The organism is Tsuneonella sp. HG249, from assembly GCF_053819205.1.
This window is the reverse complement of sequence record NZ_JBSOQY010000001.1, coordinates 1,728,896-1,745,424: the sequence shown is the minus strand read 5'-3', so window position 1 is coordinate 1,745,424 and position 16,529 is coordinate 1,728,896. Positions and strand designations below refer to the sequence as shown.

Annotated in this window: 14 protein-coding genes; 10 read left to right on the top strand and 4 right to left on the bottom strand. The window is 62.9% G+C overall.

Annotation, left to right across the window (positions count from 1 at the left end):
* The first annotated feature begins 124 nt into the window (after positions 1 to 124).
* From ACWPM1_RS08800 to ACWPM1_RS08790, 3 genes are all read left to right on the top strand, one after another.
* On the top strand, positions 125 to 1,654 hold the full coding sequence (locus ACWPM1_RS08800; protein WP_455694461.1) for a lipopolysaccharide biosynthesis protein: 1,530 nt from the start codon (positions 125 to 127) through the stop codon (positions 1,652 to 1,654).
* A 93-nt stretch (positions 1,655 to 1,747) separates the two neighbouring features.
* Positions 1,748 to 2,488, top strand: coding sequence for a methyltransferase family protein (locus ACWPM1_RS08795; RefSeq protein ID WP_455694460.1), 741 nt, complete (start codon positions 1,748 to 1,750; stop codon positions 2,486 to 2,488).
* On the top strand, positions 2,485 to 3,174 hold the full coding sequence (locus ACWPM1_RS08790; RefSeq protein ID WP_455694459.1) for a nucleoside triphosphate hydrolase: 690 nt from the start codon (positions 2,485 to 2,487) through the stop codon (positions 3,172 to 3,174). Before ACWPM1_RS08795 ends, ACWPM1_RS08790 begins: the two co-directional genes overlap by 4 nt.
* Here the strand turns inward: ACWPM1_RS08790 and ACWPM1_RS08785 are convergent.
* Together ACWPM1_RS08785 and ACWPM1_RS08780 are read right to left on the bottom strand one after the other, a co-directional pair.
* Entirely contained in the window at positions 3,153 to 3,827 is a 675-nt protein-coding gene (locus ACWPM1_RS08785; protein WP_455694458.1) for a nucleotidyltransferase family protein, read from the bottom strand. The genes ACWPM1_RS08790 and ACWPM1_RS08785 overlap by 22 nt on opposite strands.
* A 174-nt stretch (positions 3,828 to 4,001) precedes the next feature.
* Positions 4,002 to 6,665 carry an Rne/Rng family ribonuclease gene (locus ACWPM1_RS08780; protein ID WP_455694457.1) on the bottom strand — a complete coding sequence of 888 codons (2,664 nt, stop codon included), beginning with the start codon at positions 6,663 to 6,665 and terminating at the stop codon, positions 4,002 to 4,004.
* A 454-nt stretch (positions 6,666 to 7,119) separates the two neighbouring features.
* Here ACWPM1_RS08780 and ACWPM1_RS08775 point away from each other — a divergent pair, with 454 nt between their 5' ends.
* The 6 genes from ACWPM1_RS08775 (at position 7,120) to ACWPM1_RS08750 (ending at position 14,492) form a co-directional block, all read left to right on the top strand.
* Positions 7,120 to 7,992: an N-acetylmuramoyl-L-alanine amidase family protein gene (locus ACWPM1_RS08775; RefSeq protein WP_455694456.1), complete on the top strand. Its 873-nt coding sequence runs from the start codon at positions 7,120 to 7,122 to the stop codon at positions 7,990 to 7,992.
* A gap of 51 nt (positions 7,993 to 8,043) precedes the next feature.
* Positions 8,044 to 10,563: a penicillin-binding protein 1A gene (locus ACWPM1_RS08770; RefSeq protein WP_455694455.1), complete on the top strand. Its 2,520-nt coding sequence runs from the start codon at positions 8,044 to 8,046 to the stop codon at positions 10,561 to 10,563.
* A gap of 19 nt (positions 10,564 to 10,582) precedes the next feature.
* Entirely contained in the window at positions 10,583 to 11,125 is a 543-nt protein-coding gene (locus ACWPM1_RS08765) for a peroxiredoxin (RefSeq protein WP_455694454.1), read from the top strand.
* A gap of 67 nt (positions 11,126 to 11,192) precedes the next feature.
* A complete protein-coding gene (prfB, locus tag ACWPM1_RS08760; RefSeq protein ID WP_455694453.1) occupies positions 11,193 to 12,320 on the top strand; it encodes a peptide chain release factor 2 in 1,128 nt (375 codons plus the stop codon).
* The gene (locus ACWPM1_RS08755; protein ID WP_455694452.1) at positions 12,320 to 13,060 is read left to right on the top strand and encodes a class I SAM-dependent methyltransferase; all 741 of its coding nucleotides are present in this window, start codon (positions 12,320 to 12,322) and stop codon (positions 13,058 to 13,060) included. The genes prfB and ACWPM1_RS08755 overlap by 1 nt, the downstream gene beginning before the upstream one ends.
* Before the next feature lie 25 nt (positions 13,061 to 13,085).
* On the top strand, positions 13,086 to 14,492 hold the full coding sequence (locus tag ACWPM1_RS08750) for an NAD(P)H-dependent flavin oxidoreductase (protein ID WP_455694451.1): 1,407 nt from the start codon (positions 13,086 to 13,088) through the stop codon (positions 14,490 to 14,492).
* A gap of 9 nt (positions 14,493 to 14,501) precedes the next feature.
* Here the strand turns inward: ACWPM1_RS08750 and ACWPM1_RS08745 are convergent, their stop codons facing one another.
* Entirely contained in the window at positions 14,502 to 14,930 is a 429-nt protein-coding gene (locus tag ACWPM1_RS08745) for a DUF4440 domain-containing protein (RefSeq protein ID WP_455694450.1), read from the bottom strand.
* Positions 14,931 to 14,968: 38 nt separating this feature from the next.
* Positions 14,969 to 15,976, bottom strand: coding sequence for a 2-hydroxyacid dehydrogenase (locus ACWPM1_RS08740; protein WP_455694449.1), 1,008 nt, complete (start codon positions 15,974 to 15,976; stop codon positions 14,969 to 14,971).
* Between the two features lie 89 nt (positions 15,977 to 16,065).
* On the opposite strand from ACWPM1_RS08740, the gene ACWPM1_RS08735 reads away from it, so the two are divergent.
* Positions 16,066 to 16,524 (top strand): SH3 domain-containing protein, encoded by a 459-nt coding sequence (locus tag ACWPM1_RS08735; protein WP_455694448.1) that lies wholly within the window; start codon positions 16,066 to 16,068, stop codon positions 16,522 to 16,524.
* Positions 16,525 to 16,529 lie beyond the last annotated feature (5 nt).

Sequence of the window (16,529 nt, the reverse complement as noted above, 5' to 3'; positions counted from 1 at the left end):
CGGGTAAGGTCCGGCCTATCTAACGCGTCGCAAATGGAGGGCAAGGGCGGGGAGGCTCCCGAATCGTGACTTTTGTGCACTGCGCTTCCTTTCCCGCGCAATTCCCACTACGGCGCGCCCGCCAATGAGCGCCACCCCCGAACCTTCTGAGAACATCGACAACCGCCGTGTCGCACGCGACTTGGGCTCGTCGACGCTTGCACGGTTGGCGGGGCTCATCGAGGTGGTAGCCCAACCTCTCTATGTGCTGATGTATGGGCTCGCATCGTTCGGCCTCTACGCGGTCCTGTGGAGCATCGTGAATCTGGTCGAGAACTTCGCGGACCTCGGCATGACCAGCGCGATGCAGCGAACGGTGCCCCAGGCGACGAGCCGGCGCGAGCAGGCGCACGCCTTTCGCGCCGCGCTCATCCTCGGCGTATTGCCGTGTCTCGCGATCGCAATTGGCGCGGCCATCTACGCTCACGAGGCCGCGCATCTATTCAACGCCGCTCCGGAGGATGAGGAACGGCTGTCCGTCGCTATCCGCATCTTCGCATGGGCGCTTCCCCTGTGGGCTTTCGTAGAGATCGCCACCTCCGCACTGCGCGCGCAGCGGCTTTTCGGGCCGGAGATACGCTTACGGGTATTCTGGGAGCAAATAATACGGCTGGTATTCGCAGTCCTGTTCTGGCTGCTGGGGTGGGGCTTCATCGGTCTTCTTGTCGCGCATCTCCTGTCGCTGACGCTGACCGCCATCCTCGCCGCCCGTCTGTCGGTCCGGTATTTCAGCCTTGAGGATCTCCTGCGCGGCAAGGCGGACGGGCCGATCTTTTGGGAGACCGCTCGCGCCGGCCTGGCGATCATGCCGGCCAACTTATCGCAGCGGTTCTACAGCGATGGCGGCGTGATCGCTTTGAACTGGATCCTGCCGGGCGCCGCGGGGGCCGTGGCGGCCGGCCTGTTCACAATCGCCAGGAAAATTTCGAGCCTGATTCAGGCAATCCGCCTGGCGTTCGCTTATGTGTTGTCGCCTCTCGCCTCTGCCGCATCGCGAGGCGCGCGCGAGGAGGTGCAATCGATCTACGGCTTCGCCACCGGCGTCTTGGCAACCATCGCTTTGCCCGCGGGCCTTGTGCTCGCGGCGGGTGCGCCGGCCATTCTCTCGCTGTTCGGCAAGCAGGCGGATCCAGCCATTCCGGCGGTTATGATCCTCGTGGGTTCACGCATCGTCGAAGCGCTGGCAGGCGCCGCCCAGCCGATACAGCAAGTCATATCGAGCTACCGGGCGCAGCTCCTCGCCGCCAACTCGGGAATGGTTGTCGCTGTAATCGTGGGGTGGCTGCTGCTGCCGGAATGGGGCCTTACCGGCATGGCCATCGCGGTAACGTCCGGCTTGTGCGTCGGCGCCATCCTGCCGGTATTCCAGATGTGGTTTGATGAAAGACTGACCCCGTTTTCCGATCACTTCAGCAAGACCTTTGCGATTACCCTCTGCGTTGCCGTCATCGCAGCTACGTTGTCGTGGTTTGCCAATCTTCTACCAGATGAGTTGGCCATTCCCTCGATTGTCATTCTGACGCTGGGCGCGACATGGACAGCATGCCGCTTTGCGCTTCCTCTCGAGGATCGCCTGGCGTTAGGCAAAACCGGGCGTGTCCTGAGGCTGGCGTAAGGCAGGCATCGGCCAGCCTTTCATAAACGGCAAAAACGGCTAGAGGGCGTCCGCAACCAGGGCGGGAACCCTCGCCGGCCAATCGAGACACTCATGTATCAGCACGAACTGGCGCGCAGCGGCAAATTCCTTTTCGTCATCCGCGGCACCTATATTTACGCCACGATCGCGGGCGCGATCGCGATCATGTGGTGCAATCGAGATTTCGGTCCGTTCGCCACAGGCCTAGCAGATAGGAGCTGGTTCGCGGCTGGAATCGGGGTGGCGGTTCTAGGCGCGGTCGTCCGAATCTTCACGAGCGGCTGGGCAGCGCTGGGGACTTCCGGACGGGTGAAAGCGGCGGCCGAGGCGGCCGAGCTCAACACTACTGGCCCGTACTCGCTGGTACGCAACCCGCTCTATGTCGGTAGGATCGTCAACTATACCGGAATGGCAATGCTGAGCGGAAGCTGGGCGTTTGCCGCCATCGTCCTGCTGCTCTCGATCCTGGTTTACGAGCGCGTATCAATCTACGAAGAAGAGTTCCTGCGCGGCAAGTTCGGTGACGCCCACGCGGACTGGGCGAAGGATGTGCCGGCGCTATTCCCGCGCTTTCATGGTTGGGTGAAGCCGAAATACAAATTTTGGTGGAAGCGCATGATCTGGCGTGAGCGTCAGAAAGTCTTCCTTCTCGGCACCTCGATTGCAGGCACACTTTTCGCCTACTTCGGTTTCGACTCCGGTTCGGTGCCGACAGACTTGATCTGGGTGCTGCAAGCTTGGATCGTGTTGGCCGGACTCTTCGTCTTGACCGAGATCGCTTCGTGGGTGGGATACTACAAGGACATGCGATGAGCGATCTCGCGCCGCTGATCGCGATCATCGGCGCGGACGGTTCGGGTAAGTCGACGTTGGCGGCTGACCTTGCTCGCGAGTTGAATCGCAAGCGCGCGACCGCGTATGTTTATCTCGGTCTGGGCTCTGGGCCGATGGGCCACAGAATCGCAGCGCTTCCGGTTGTCGGCCCCATTCTGGCGCCGCGCATCGAGAAGAAGGCGGCGCGGACCCGCGATACGTCCGGCAGCATTCCCGGGATTGCAACGGCGCTCGTCGTCTATTGGCTCTCGACAAGGCGAAAGGCCCGTTTTGATAAGATGATCGCACTGCGGCGGCGCGGGATCGTGGTGATCACCGATCGCTATCCCCAGATCGAAGTGCCCGGCTTCTATGATGGCCCGGGACTTTCCGCGGCGAGGGCGGAAAGCGGAGCGGTTCGTTGGTTGGCCGCGCGGGAGGCACGGCTATACTCCGAGATGGCAACCTACGTGCCTACGCTCGTGTTGCGGCTGAACATCGATGCGGACACGGCTCTGGCGCGCAAGCCGGAGCACGGGCGCACTCTCGTCGAACAGAAGATCGCGGTGACGCCGCGGCTGTCGTTCGGCGGCGCGCCCATTGCCGATATCGACGCTACGATGGACTATGCCCAGGAGCGCGCCTTGGCGCAGAAGCTGATCGATCAGGCGCTGGCGTCTGTCTGACGCGCTGCGAGAATTTGCTCGATTATCCGAATGTCGGCGGGTTTGTCGGCATCGATGCAAGCCTCTGCCGCCGTCATGGGGACTACCGTTGCACTAAGCCCGAAACGGGATGCCGCTCGCGCGGCGAACCCGTGGATGCCAACCAAGCGGAAAGCAGCGCCAAGGAGCAGCCCGGGTCCGAACGCGCCGATGAGCTTCAGGCCCTTCTTTCGATCCTGTTCGAGCCAGCGCCAGAACTCGACCAGCGGCAGAGCTTGAGGGCCGCCCAACCGAAAAAGATTGGCGCCCGACCAGTGTGCGCCGCGAAACTTGAGCCAGGTACGCTTGCTCAGGTAACCGGCCGCCTCCACGCGTGATCTCTCGACCATGCCGACCGAAACGTCGGATCGCGCGCCCTCGGTGAGAAATTGACTCAACATCGCCGGTGTCAACAGCACGTTGTCTGCGGTGGTCACGAGCACAGGACCGTTCGCTTCTTCGATGGCCTGCCGTACCGCGTCGGCGATCGAACCCGGCGAGTCGCGCCATTCCACCCGATCATGGGCACTCGAAATGTGCTTATCGGCAGCCAACGGAGCCGTGCACTGTGCGACTACGGTAACAGGTCCTGCCTCAGGCGCTTCCGACAGCGCGCCGAGAACGTGCGCCAGCATCGGTTTGCCGGCGATCGGCAACAGCGCTTTGCTAGACAGGCCGGTTCCCGCGAGAAGCGGGTCTGGGCCGGGCCGAGAGCCAGCAAGTACGAGAGTTGAAATGGGCGCGGTCACAGCAGTGGTGGTGCAGCGCGCATTGCCATTGCCCTGCGCGCTGCACCGCTCACCTGTCTGTCACTCGCCGAAGGTCCGCTGCCACCATCCGCGCTTACCGCTCTTGGCATCGGCGTCACCATTGGCGTCGTTTGCGGCGATCGGTTCTTCAAGCGCCACAGCGACGGGTTGGGTTTCAGCCGTTTCCGACGCCGCCTTCTTAGCTCGCGAACGCTTGGGCTTCGGCAGCACTTCCTCGGCCGCCGGTGCTTCCGCAACCGCAGGCGCATCCTCGACAACAGGCGTCGACTCGTCCGGCGTCTTGCGACGCGGGCGCTTGGGCTTCTGGTCGGCAACCGGGCCCGGTGCGGCTTCAACGACCGCGGCAGCCTCAGCCACGATCGGGTCGACCTTCTTACGGCGACTACGCTTCTTGGGCTCGTCGACCGGTGCCTCTGGCTCGGAAACGACCGCGCTGCTTTCGCCGATGCTCTCTTCGACGGCTTCCTCAAAAGCCTCTGCATCTTCGCGGTTAGTCGACTCTTCGCCTTCACCTTCCCCTTCGCCGCGTCCACGACCCCTGCGCCTGCGGCCACCGCGGCGGCGGCGCTTCTTGGGCCGGTCTTCTTCGTCGTGCTCCGCTCGTGGGGCTTCCCGCTCCTGGCCGGTGTCACCCGCCTCGTTGTCGGTCTCCTCGGCGGCCGACGGCGCATCGAGCTCTTCGTCGTCACGTCGATTACGTCCGCCACCACGACGGCGGCGTTTGCGTCCACCTCCTTCGTCGTCGCGTTCGCGCCGCCCTTCACGAGGCTGCACTTCGGCTTCTTCCTCCTCAAGCTCCTCAAAGTCATCCTCGATCGGCTCATCGTCGAATTCCTCGACAATCGGCGCGAACTTCGGCGTCTGGGTCGGGCGCGGACCGCTGCTGGCCACGCGCATCTTGGCGCCCTCCTGCTCGCCTTCGGGCAAGACTTCGACGGTCACACCATAACGGTCCTCGATCTCCGCGAGATCGGCGCGCTTGGCATTGAGCAGGTAGACTGCGGCCTCGGTCGAGGCGAACAGCGAGATTACGGTGCCCTTGCCCCGAGCTGCCTCGTCTTCGATCAGGCGAAGGGCCGATAGCCCCGCCGACGATGCCGTGCGGACAAGGCCGGTGCCATCGCAGTGCGGACACTCGCGCGTGGTCGCCTCGAGCACGCCGGTGCGCAGGCGCTGACGGCTCATTTCCATCAGGCCGAAGCTTGATATGCGGCCGACCTGGATGCGCGCGCGGTCGTTCCTAAGCGCATCTTTCATCGCCTTCTCGACCTTACGGACGTTCGAGCCGTATTCCATGTCGATGAAGTCGATGACCACCAGACCGGCCATGTCACGCAGACGCAGCTGGCGGGCGATTTCGCGGGCTGCCTCGAGGTTGGTGTTGAGCGCCGTGGCCTCGATGCCGTGCTCCTTGGTGGAGCGGCCCGAGTTGATGTCGATCGACACCAGCGCCTCGGTCGGATTGATGACGAGATAGCCGCCCGATTTTAACTGGACCATCGGGTCGTACATCGCCCGCAATTGGTCTTCCGCTCCGTAGCGCTGGAATAGCGGCACAGGGTCGCTGTAGGCCTTCACCCGGCGGGCGTGGCTCGGCATTAGGAGCTTCATGAACTCCCGCGCCGCCTTGTAGCCGCCTTCGCCCTCAACGACGACTTCCTCGATCTCCTTGTTGTAGATGTCGCGTATCGCGCGCTTGATGAGGTCGCTGTCCGAGTGGATCAGGGCAGGGGCGACCGACTTCAGTGTGTTCTCGCGGATTTCGTCCCACAGGCGGGCGAGATAATCGAAGTCGCGCTTGATCTCCGGCTTCGTGCGTTGAAGGCCCGCCGTGCGAACGATCAGTCCCATGGCCTTGGGCAGCGAGAGGTCACTGACTATCGACTTTAACCTCTTGCGGTCGGCTGCCGAACTGATCTTGCGGCTGATGCCGCCGCCGTGGCTCGAATTCGGCATGAGCACGCAGTAACGACCCGCGAGGCTGAGGTATGTGGTCAGCGCTGCGCCCTTGTTGCCGCGCTCTTCCTTGACAACCTGAACCAACAGAACCTGCCGCCGCTGGATTACATCCTGGATCTTGTAACGGCGGCGAAGGGCCATGCGCTTGGCGCGGACCTCGTCGACTTCCTTGGCGCGGCTTCTGCCCTTGCCCTGCCTGCGGCCGCGACCGCGGCCCCGGCCACGATCTTCGTCGCCGTTCTGGCTTTCGTCTCGATCCTCGTCGTCAGCATCCTCGACGTGTCCGCCTTCGATCGTCGCCACATCGTCCTTCTCAGAGGTATCGATCTCTTCGACACCGTCTTCGGCGATCTCTTCAACGAACGATTCCCCGGTTTCGTCGTCGGCGTCGTATTCTTCGCCGGGGGAGTGGCCTTCTTCTTCTTCCTCGGCGCGAAGCGCGGCCTCCTCCTCCATCGCGGCGGCCTCTTCGGCCAGCAAGCGCTCGCGGTCTTCCTTGGGGATCTGGTAATAGTCGGGATGGATTTCGCCGAAAGCGAGAAACCCGTGCCGGTTTCCGCCGAAATCGACAAACGCCGCCTGCAGCGACGGTTCGACCCGAGTTACTTTCGCGAGATAGATATTGCCCTTGATCTGCTTGTGTTCGGCAGATTCAAAATCGAACTCTTCAATCCGGTTACCTTGGATCACCGCCACCCGGGTTTCTTCCGGGTGGCGCGCATCGATAAGCATGCGCGTAGCCATTGATAAATCTCCGTGCACGCACCGGCCTCGCTCGATGTCCATCGAGCGGAATGCAGGGCGCGTGCGCTGTTGGTGAGCCGCCGCCGCGCCGATAGGTGCGGAAGGCGAATGCGAACCGGACCGCGCTGGAATAAGCGGCAGGCCGGGGTGATGTGTCTGCAAGGACGTGCCAATCCGCTGTCTGCGGTGCCCGGCCCGAAGGCTCCACGCGGCCGCCCTTGGGCGATTGCGTGGGCTGCGGGGAAGGAAGGCTCATTGCTTGCGTCAACCTGGTCGTCTTGGACCGAAGCGAATACCGCTTCGGAGGCCGGGTCGAAGCTTGTCGAGGCGATTGAGTGGCGCGCTCGGCTGGCACGAAGGCTGCTCGCCCCGGTTGCCGAGTTGCTAGCATCGTGGGTTAAGAGGGGCAACTATATTGCGCGATCACCCCCGCACGCCGTAACCCTGTGCGCCAATGTCGCTGCGTGTCCAGTTATGGCTGATCTTCACCGCCCCGGTGGCACTGCTGGCTGCGCTCTATGCTCTTGGTCTGACCCTTCCCGTGCCAACCTTGGGCAGGGGATATGTGATGCGTTTCGAACTTCCGGCCAGCGGCGAACGGCTGGACCTACCGCGGGTGTACGGTCCGCAGGACAATTCACGCCCCCTGATTGTTATCGATCCGGGCCATGGCGGCCATGATCCTGGCGCCAGCGTACCTGGCTTGCGGGAAAAGGACCTGGTTCTCGGACTCTCCACGGCGCTGCGCGATGAGCTTGTGAGGGGCGGTGGTATCCGCGTGGCACTCACGCGCGATGAGGACCGATTCCTGGTCCTTGAAGAACGGTTCGCGATCGCCCGAGCTCTGGACGCCGATCTTTTCCTCTCGATCCACGCGGACTCGTCCGGCGAGGTAGGCGGGGTGACGGGCGCGAGCATCTACACGCTATCGGAAGAAGCATCGAGCCGGTCCGCCGCGCGGTTTGCCGCTCGCGAGAACGACGTCGATCAGGTGAACGGAGTCTCGCTGTCCGACCAGAGCGACGCGGTGAACGCGATCCTGGTGGATCTCTCCCGACGCGGGTCGCAGTCGAGCAGCGCCGAACTAGCGCGTCTGATTCTGCGGGAGGGAGCCGGCACACTGAAGTTTCATCCTGAACCGCGCCGGTCGGCGGCGCTCGCCGTCCTTCGGGCGCCCGACGTCCCGAGCGTGCTGTACGAGGCTGGTTTCATAACTGACAGCGAGGAGGCAGCCAGGCTCGTTTCGCCTGGCGGCCAACGAAACTTCGCGACGGTCCTCGCGCGGTCGGTCCGCATCTATTTTGCGCGCCAGTCCAGCGGCGGATAGCCCGTCCCTACTGGCGCCACGCGAAATCGCCGTGCTAAGGCCCGCGCGATTATGGCCGACACCACGACCCTGGAACATTTTCGCTACCGAATCCGCCGCGACACGCATGGCGCGATTTCATGGTTCAAAGGAAACTGGCGCGAAAAGCGTTGGTTTCGTTGGATTTCCAGTCTTTTCGGCGCCGGGATGCTGGTCTTCATCTTGGGCTGGCTGATCCTGTCGAGCGACCTCCCTGATGCCGAAACCCTTCTCGACTACGAGCCGCCTTTGCCGACGATCGTGCGCGGATCGGACGGTGAAATAGTCCACTCCTACGCTCGCGAGCGGCGGGTCCAGCTACAGTATGCCGATTTTCCCAACGAGCTGATCGAGGCTTATCTCGCGGCCGAGGACAAGACTTTCTTCACCCACGGAGGCGTGGACCTGTTCGGTACGCTTGGGGCAGTCGCGGACTACGCCACCAAGGTGGGGTCCGGTGAACGAGCGGTCGGCGGTTCCACCATCACCCAGCAGGTCGCCAAGAACATCCTGCTGGGCGACGAGTACTCGGTTACCCGCAAGCTTAAGGAAATGATCCTTGCGAGGCGCATCGAGGGCGTTCTGACTAAGCCGCAGATCCTCGAGCTTTACCTCAACGAAATACCGCTCGGCCGGCGCAGCTATGGGGTCCAGGCGGCCAGCCGCGCCTATTTCGACAAGGATGTGAAGGATCTCGAGCTACACGAAATGGCCTTTCTGGCCATCCTCCCCAAAGCGCCCGAGCGCTATGGCCGGAAGAAGAACGAAGAACTTGCGATAGCGCGCCGCAATTTTGTGATCGATCAGATGATCGAGAACGATTTCATTACCGTTGCCGAGGGTGCGGCCGCAAAAGCGCAGCCGCTCGGGCTTAAGCCATCGCGATCCTCGGTGCCGTCGGTCGATGCGGGATATTTCCTCGAAGATACACGCCGGCAACTGATGGCACAGTTCGGCGAGACGGCGGAGGACGGCAAGAACAGCGTTTACGCGGGCGGACTTTGGGTGCGCGCCTCACTCGATCCCGAACTGCAGAACGCCGCGCGTGACGCGCTACGTGGCGGCATCCTGCGCTACGCGGCAGGAAAGGGCTGGTCGGGCCCAATCGCCACGATCGATGTCTCGGACGACACCTGGCAGTCGCAACTGGCTGCATCGCCTTTGGGCCTAAACTACAAGGATTGGCGCATCGGAGTGGTCACTCAGCGCAGCGGCTCTTCTGCGACGATTGGGTTCTCGGACGGCGAAACCGCGCCTCTGACTGGCCTGCCGGATGGCCTGCGCGCCGGTCATGTGGTGGCCGCAGCGCCTTCCGGCAACTCGTATGCTGTGCGCACCGTGCCAGAAGTGTCGGGCGGCTTCCTCGTGCAAGAGCCCGCGACGGGCCGTGTGCTCGCCATCCAGGGCGGGTTCGACAGCCGGTTGTCTGACTTCAACCGAGCAACCCAAGCGCTCCGCCAGCCCGGCTCAACGATCAAGCCGTTCGTCTATGCAACCGGTCTCGACCAGGGCATGACCCCGGCGAGCGAGGTGCCTGACCAGGCTTATTGCTTCTACCAGGGCGCTGCGCTGGGCGAGAAGTGCTTCCGCAACTTCGGTGGTGGGGGAGGCGGGGTGCACACGATGCGCTGGGGTCTTGAGCAGAGCCGAAACCTCATGACTGTCCACATTGCGATGGAAGCCGGGATGCCGAACGTCACCCGCACCTTCGAGCGGATGGGAATCGGCAAGTACGAGAATTACCCGTCATTCGCGCTCGGCGCTGGCGACACGACCGTCATGAAGATGGTCAACGCCTATTCGGCGCTGGCCAACCACGGGCGGCTGCACACCCCTTCGCTGATCGATTACGTGCAAGACCGCCGGGGGAAGGTCATCTGGCGTGCCGACAGGCGCGACTGCAACCGCTGCAACCTGGCCGAATGGGACGGGAAAGCGATGCCCCGCCTCAAGCCGACTGGCCGGCAGGTAATGGACGCCCGCACTGCCTATCAGGTCGTCCATATGCTCGAAGGCGTTGTTCAACGCGGCACCGCGGTGCGGATGCGCGCGCTGGAACTTCCGCTCTTCGGGAAGACGGGCACCACCAGCGGGCCGACAAACGCATGGTTCGTGGGCGGCAGCCCGGACCTGATGGCGGGCATGTACATCGGCTTCGACAAGCCCCGTAACCTTGGCGGGTGGGTCCAAGGCGGTAATACCGCCGGGCCCATGATGATCGATTTCGTGAAGGCGACACGCAAGCGCTGGTCCGACGATCCGATCGTAGCGCCCGCGGGGGTGCGGATGGTTCGCATCGATCGGCGTAGTGGAAAGCGGGTTTTCGACGCCTGGCCGACAGATGACCCGATGGCTTCGGTCATCTGGGAGGCATTCAAGCCAGATACCGAACCGCCGCGCGCTACGCGTCAGGACGAGGTCGCGGCGAAGCGTAACGAGATCCTTGAATTGATCCGGCGCGGCCGGCAGGCTCGCGCGCAGGCAACGACATCGCGTCGTGTGGAGCAGGCACCGAAGGAAGACTTTGTCGCCGAACAAGGCGGAATCTATTGATGCACGGGACAGGAACGCCATGAAGAAGTCGATGATAGTCGGGGCGGCGTTGGCTGTCCTGGCCGTTCCCGGCGCGGCGGAGTTGCCCATCGGAGCTAAGGCTCCGATGTTCAGCGCTCAGGGAGCGATGGCAGGAAGTGCGAAGGCTTTCAGCTTGCGAAGTGCGCTCGCTAAGGGCCCCGTTGTTTTGTACTTCTACCCTAAAGCGTTTACGAAGGGATGCACGCTTGAGGCCAATGCTTTTGCAGAGGCCACAGCCGAGTTCGCGAAGAGCGGCGCGACAGTGATTGGCATGTCCAACGACGACGTCGAAACGCTCAGGCGTTTCTCGAAAGAGGAATGCCGGGATAAATTCGCGGTCGCGGCCGCCACACCCAAGATCGTCAAAGCTTACGACGTCGAACTCGTCCGCGACGGCAAAAGCACCGGCATGACCGAACGGACGAGCTACGTGATCGACAAAAAGGGGCGAGTTGCGTTCGTGCACTCCGACCTCGACTACAAGGATCATGTCCGCTTGACCCTCGCTGCGGTAAAGAAGCTTCAAGCCGACAAGCGCTGACGCCGCATCTTTCGCGAGAAGGCTGCCTCCGCTAAGCGGCGGACCCATTCTGCCGGAGACCTGTTCCATGCGTGCCGAAGGGCAGGCCTATATCGACCGTATCCAGGCCGCATTAGCGCTCGTACGCCAGTCGTTGGACTGGGAAAGCGCCGTACGTCGCCTAGACGAGCTCAACGCCCGGGTCGAGGACCCAACCTTGTGGAACGATCCCAAGGGCGCCGAGGCCATTATGCGCGAAAGGCGCCGGCTCGAGGCCGCCATTGGTACAGTCAACGAGATCAGCGCCGAAATGTCGGATGCCGTCGAATTCGTCGACATGGGCGAAGCTGAAGGAGATGCCGAGATAGAGCGGGAAGGGCTGGAATCGCTCGCCCGGCTTGCCGATCGAGCCGACGCAGACAAGGTCCAGGCCTTGCTTTCCGGTGAGGCGGACTCGAACGATACGTACCTGGAGATCCATGCCGGTGCAGGTGGCACCGAAAGCCAGGACTGGGCGGAGATGTTGCAGCGGATGTACACCCGCTGGGCCGAGCGCAAGGGATACAAGGTCGATCTGGTCGATTACCACGCCGGGGAAGCGGCAGGAATCAAGAGCGCCACGCTGTTGATCCGAGGCGAGAACGCATACGGTTACGCCAAGACCGAGAGCGGGGTGCACCGGCTCGTCCGCATCAGTCCTTATGACAGCAGCGCGCGCCGGCATACCAGCTTCAGCTCGGTATGGGTGTACCCGGTCATCGACGATAACATCGACATCGAGGTCAATCCGGCCGACTTGAAGATCGACACCTATCGCGCGTCGGGCGCAGGCGGCCAACACGTGAATACTACTGACTCTGCGGTCCGGATTACCCATGTTCCGAGCGGCATTATCGTTGCCAGTCAGATCGACCGAAGCCAGCACAAGAACCGGGAAATTGCCCTGAACATGCTCAAGGCAAGGCTGTTCGAAGCCGAGATGCGCCGCCGCGAGGAGGTCGCCAGCGCCGAGCACGCTAGCAAGACCGAGATTGGCTGGGGCCATCAGATCAGAAGTTATGTGCTGCAGCCGTACCAGATGGTGAAAGATCTCCGTACCGGCCATACGTCACCGACTCCAGACGAGATACTAGACGGCGCACTGGATCCGTTTATCTCGGCCGCGCTCGCCCAGCGCGTGACGGGCGAGACCGTCGAGGTCGAGGACGCCGACTGATGCGGATGGCGGCCCAATTTGCTATCTTGCTGACGCTGGCGGGTTGCGACATGACCGCCACGAGCGACGGGGATCGGCCGGAGACCGCGCGCGACTTCCCGCGGGCCGAACGCGACGTTTCGGAGCTATCTGGAAACCAGTTCTCGACCGAAACCCAGCGTGACAGCGTAGGCGAAGCGGCCCGAGTGATGGCCCTGGCCGACATCCGCCCAGGCATGACAGTCGCCGATATCGGTGCGGGCGAAGGCTACTACACGGTTCGGCTGGCCGAGCGTGTGGGCCCGAACGGCCGCGTTCTGGCCCAGGACATCGACCGCGAGGCGCTCAATCGCCTGGGCCAGAGAGTCGAACGCGAACGGCTCGAGAATGTCTCGATCCGGCTTGGCACGCCCGACGACCCCAAGTTGCCTGAAGGCAGTTTCGATCGCGTGTTCCTGGTTCACATGTACCACGAGGTACAGGAGCCATATGCCTTTCTCTGGCGATTATGGCCTTCCCTGAAGGCGGGCGGACGAGTGATCGTAGTGGATGTGGATAGGCCGACCGATCAGCACGGCATCGACCCCTTGCTGCTGAGCTGTGAGCTCGAGCGGGTCGGCTATAAGCTCGATGCCTTCGAGGATGCCCCGGAGCTGGCGGGGTACTATGCACAATTCAAGCGAGCCGCTACGAGGCCCGAACCGGGGGCGATCAAGCCCTGCCGGCGCGATACGGGCACTTCCAGCGGTGCCACGCATTGATCCGCAAGAAAGCGACGACACATACATGACGTTTAAGGGGCTGCAGCCGATACTCTACGGAGGACGCGAAGTCTGGCCGCTTGTCGAGGGCGGTAAGGGTGTGTCGGCGACCAATCATTTGAGCTCGGGCGCATGGGCAGCCGCGGGAGGGATCGGCACAGTCAGCGCGGTGAATGCCGACAGTTATGACGCCGAGGGGAAAATCATTCCCCAAGTTTATGATCAGCTTACGCGTGTGGAACGTCACGAACAGCTGATCCGCTATGCGATCAACGGGGCGGTCGAGCAGGTTCGCAGGGCCTACGACGTCTCAGGTGGCAACGGCGCCATCAACATTAACGTGTTGTGGGAGATGGGCGGCGCGCAGCAGGTCCTCGAAGGGGTGCTGGAGAAGACCCGCGGCCTCGTCACCGGCGTCACCTGCGGTGCCGGCATGCCATATAAGCTGGCCGAGATAGCGCAGCGATTCAACGTCCAATATTTGCCGATCATTTCCTCCGCGCGCGCTTTTCGCGCCCTGTGGAAGCGTAGCTACAGCAAGGTCGCCGACCTGATGGCGGCCGTGGTCTACGAAGACCCCTGGCTCGCCGGCGGACACAATGGCCTGAGCAACGCAGAGGATCCGCTGAAGCCGGAGGACCCTTATCCGCGCGTCAAGGCGCTACGCGAAACCATGCGCTCCGAGGGCGTCAGCGAAGATACTGCGATCGTCATGGCGGGTGGCGTCTGGTTTCTGCGCGAGTGGAACGACTGGATCGACAATCGGGAGCTCGGCAAGATCGTCTTTCAGTTCGGCACCCGGCCGTTGCTTACCCAGGAAAGTCCCATTCCTTTCGAGTGGAAGGAGGCTCTTCGCCACCTCGATGACGGAGACGTCCTGCTTCACAAATTCTCGCCTACCGGGTTCTACAGCTCAGCGGTGAAGAACGACTTTCTGTGGGATCTCATTCACCGCTCCGAACGGCAAATCCCGTTCAGCAAGGTCGAGGCCGGCGAGCACACACGCCAACTCGATATCGGCGTGCGAGGAAAGAACTTCTGGGTCGCCGCGGCTGATTATCAGCGGGCGCTTGGCTGGTTCGCTGCGGGCTTTACTGAAGCTCTGAAGACGCCGGACGATACAATAGTATACGTCACCCCGGAAAGCCGGGACGTCATCCGAAAGGATCAGAAGGACTGCATGGGCTGCCTGAGCCACTGCCAGTTCTCGAGCTGGAAGGATCACGACGATTATACCACCGGTCGTCTCGCCGATCCGCGCAGTTTCTGCATCCAGAAGACACTGCAGGACATCGCTCATGGCGGACCGATCAACGAAAACCTGATGTTTGCCGGCCACGCTGCCTACCGCTTCAAGCAGGACCCATTCTATTCCAACAATTTCACACCGACGGTGAAAGAACTGGTCGATCGGATCCTGACGGGCGACTGACGCGGTCGATCAGCGCCAGTGCTGCAAAGACTGGATTGCGGCGGGAAGCTCGCTCTCGCCGCGGGGTGACGTGATCACCCGCTCGATCAAATGCCATCGGCGGCTAACTCTGGATCGCCGCCAGACATCCGCGAAGAACGCGGCGCTCATAAGCGGCATGCCGTCGAGCGAGACGTCGATCTCCACCCGCGCAGCGAACATGGCGACGCCGCCATGGCGCCGCACGTACACCGTGCCGAAGCGGTATCCGGTACAACGGAGGCGGGTGGTGGCCGCGTCGAGCCAGCTCGGCCGATCCAGGATTACGCTTCTATCCGCCCCGAACAGCACGATAAGGTCCCGTGCCGCCAGCCGCTTCATGTCTGCGTTGTCACGCGCCATCCAAGCACGCATCCAGCGGTGCTCAAGTGCTTCAATTCGTGAGGCGAAATCATCCATAATTGCGAGGTACAGAACCAGGCAAAGCGCGCAAGGCTCTAGACGAGGCCGTCGAGTACCTGGTCCGGCGGTCGGTGGCCGTCGGCCCAGAAGCGTATGTTGGCGATCACCTTCTCGCCTGACGCCTCGCGGCCCTCGATCGTCGCGCTGCCGATGTGCGGCTGTGCAATGACGTTGGGAAGAGCGACTAGTCGGTCGTCAACCTTTGGTTCTTCAGGGAATACGTCGAGGCCAGCCCCGCCGAGATGGCCGCTTTCCAGCGCCGCGATCATCGCCTCGTAGTCGATCATATCGGCCCGCGCAGTATTCACGATCGTCGCGCCCCGCTTCATCGCTGCGATGCGCTGGGCAGAGAGCATGCCGCGCGTCTCGATGGTCGCGGGGCAGTGGAGCGACAAGATGTCCGCCTCGCGGAGAAGAGCGTCCAGGTCCGACTCGTATTCGGCTCCGAACATGCTCTCTATGGCCTGGGGAAGGCGGTGGCGATTGTGGTAGCGGATAGTTAGCCCGAACGCGCGCGCGCGCCAGGCAACGGCCTGTCCGATCCGGCCCATCCCGACGATGCCGAGGATCTTGCCGCCCAGCTTTCGACCGAGCAGGGCGGAAGGAGCCCAGCCGGTCCATTCATGGCGTCGTATCAGCGCCGTCCCCTCGCGCAGGCGGCGAGGAACGCCGATGATTAGCGCCATTGTCAGATCCGCGGTATCGTCGGTAAACACCCCCGGCGTGTTGGTGACAATGATCCTGCGGCCCCGCGCTGCGGCGAGATCGATGTGGTCGACGCCGGCGCCGAAGCTGGCGATTAAACCAAGATCGGGACCGGCCTGCGCGATGAGATCGGCGTCGATGCGGTCGGTGACAGTGGGAACGAGTACATCCGCCTCGCGCATCGCGGCGGCGAGCTGATCGCGCGTGAGCGGCACATCTGCCACGTTCAGCGTCGTCTCGAACAGTTCGCTCAACCGCGCCTCAACCGATGGCAAAAGATGGCGGGTTACCACAACCCTGGGTTTTGCCGTGCGGCGCGGGATGGGGAGATCGGTCATCTGCTCGTGGGCTAGTGGGAACGGGGCGGGGCGGTCAAGCGCTGCAGCCTTGCGCGCGAAAAGGTTAACGCGCTAACGCACGGACCGATATGCAAAATGCCTTCATCGCCGCCGCGCTATTCTTGGCGACCGCCGCAAGCGCGCAGGAACGGGAGGTACCTTACTGGGCCTCGGTCAAGGCAGACGTTCTCAATATGCGAGCCGGCCCGGGTCGCGACTTTCCGGTTCGCTGGGTCTATCGGCGAGCGGGTCTGCCGCTCAAGGTGATCCGGGTACACGAAGGCTGGCGACTGGTCCGCGATCCCGACGGCGCCGAAGGGTGGGTGACCGCCAACCTGCTAAGCAAGGAGCGAGGCGCGCTGGTCATCGGCAAGGGGCTGGCGGCGATACGCGGGGAGCCCGCCCCAACTGCGAAGCTCAGGTGGAACGCCGAGCCTGGTGTCGTCGCCGCGCTTGGCGATTGCGAGAAGGGCTGGTGCGAGGTCGATGTCGACGGGCGTTCGGGCTTCATGCGCGCCGACCGCTTATGGGGCGCCGGTAAACCCTGAGGGTA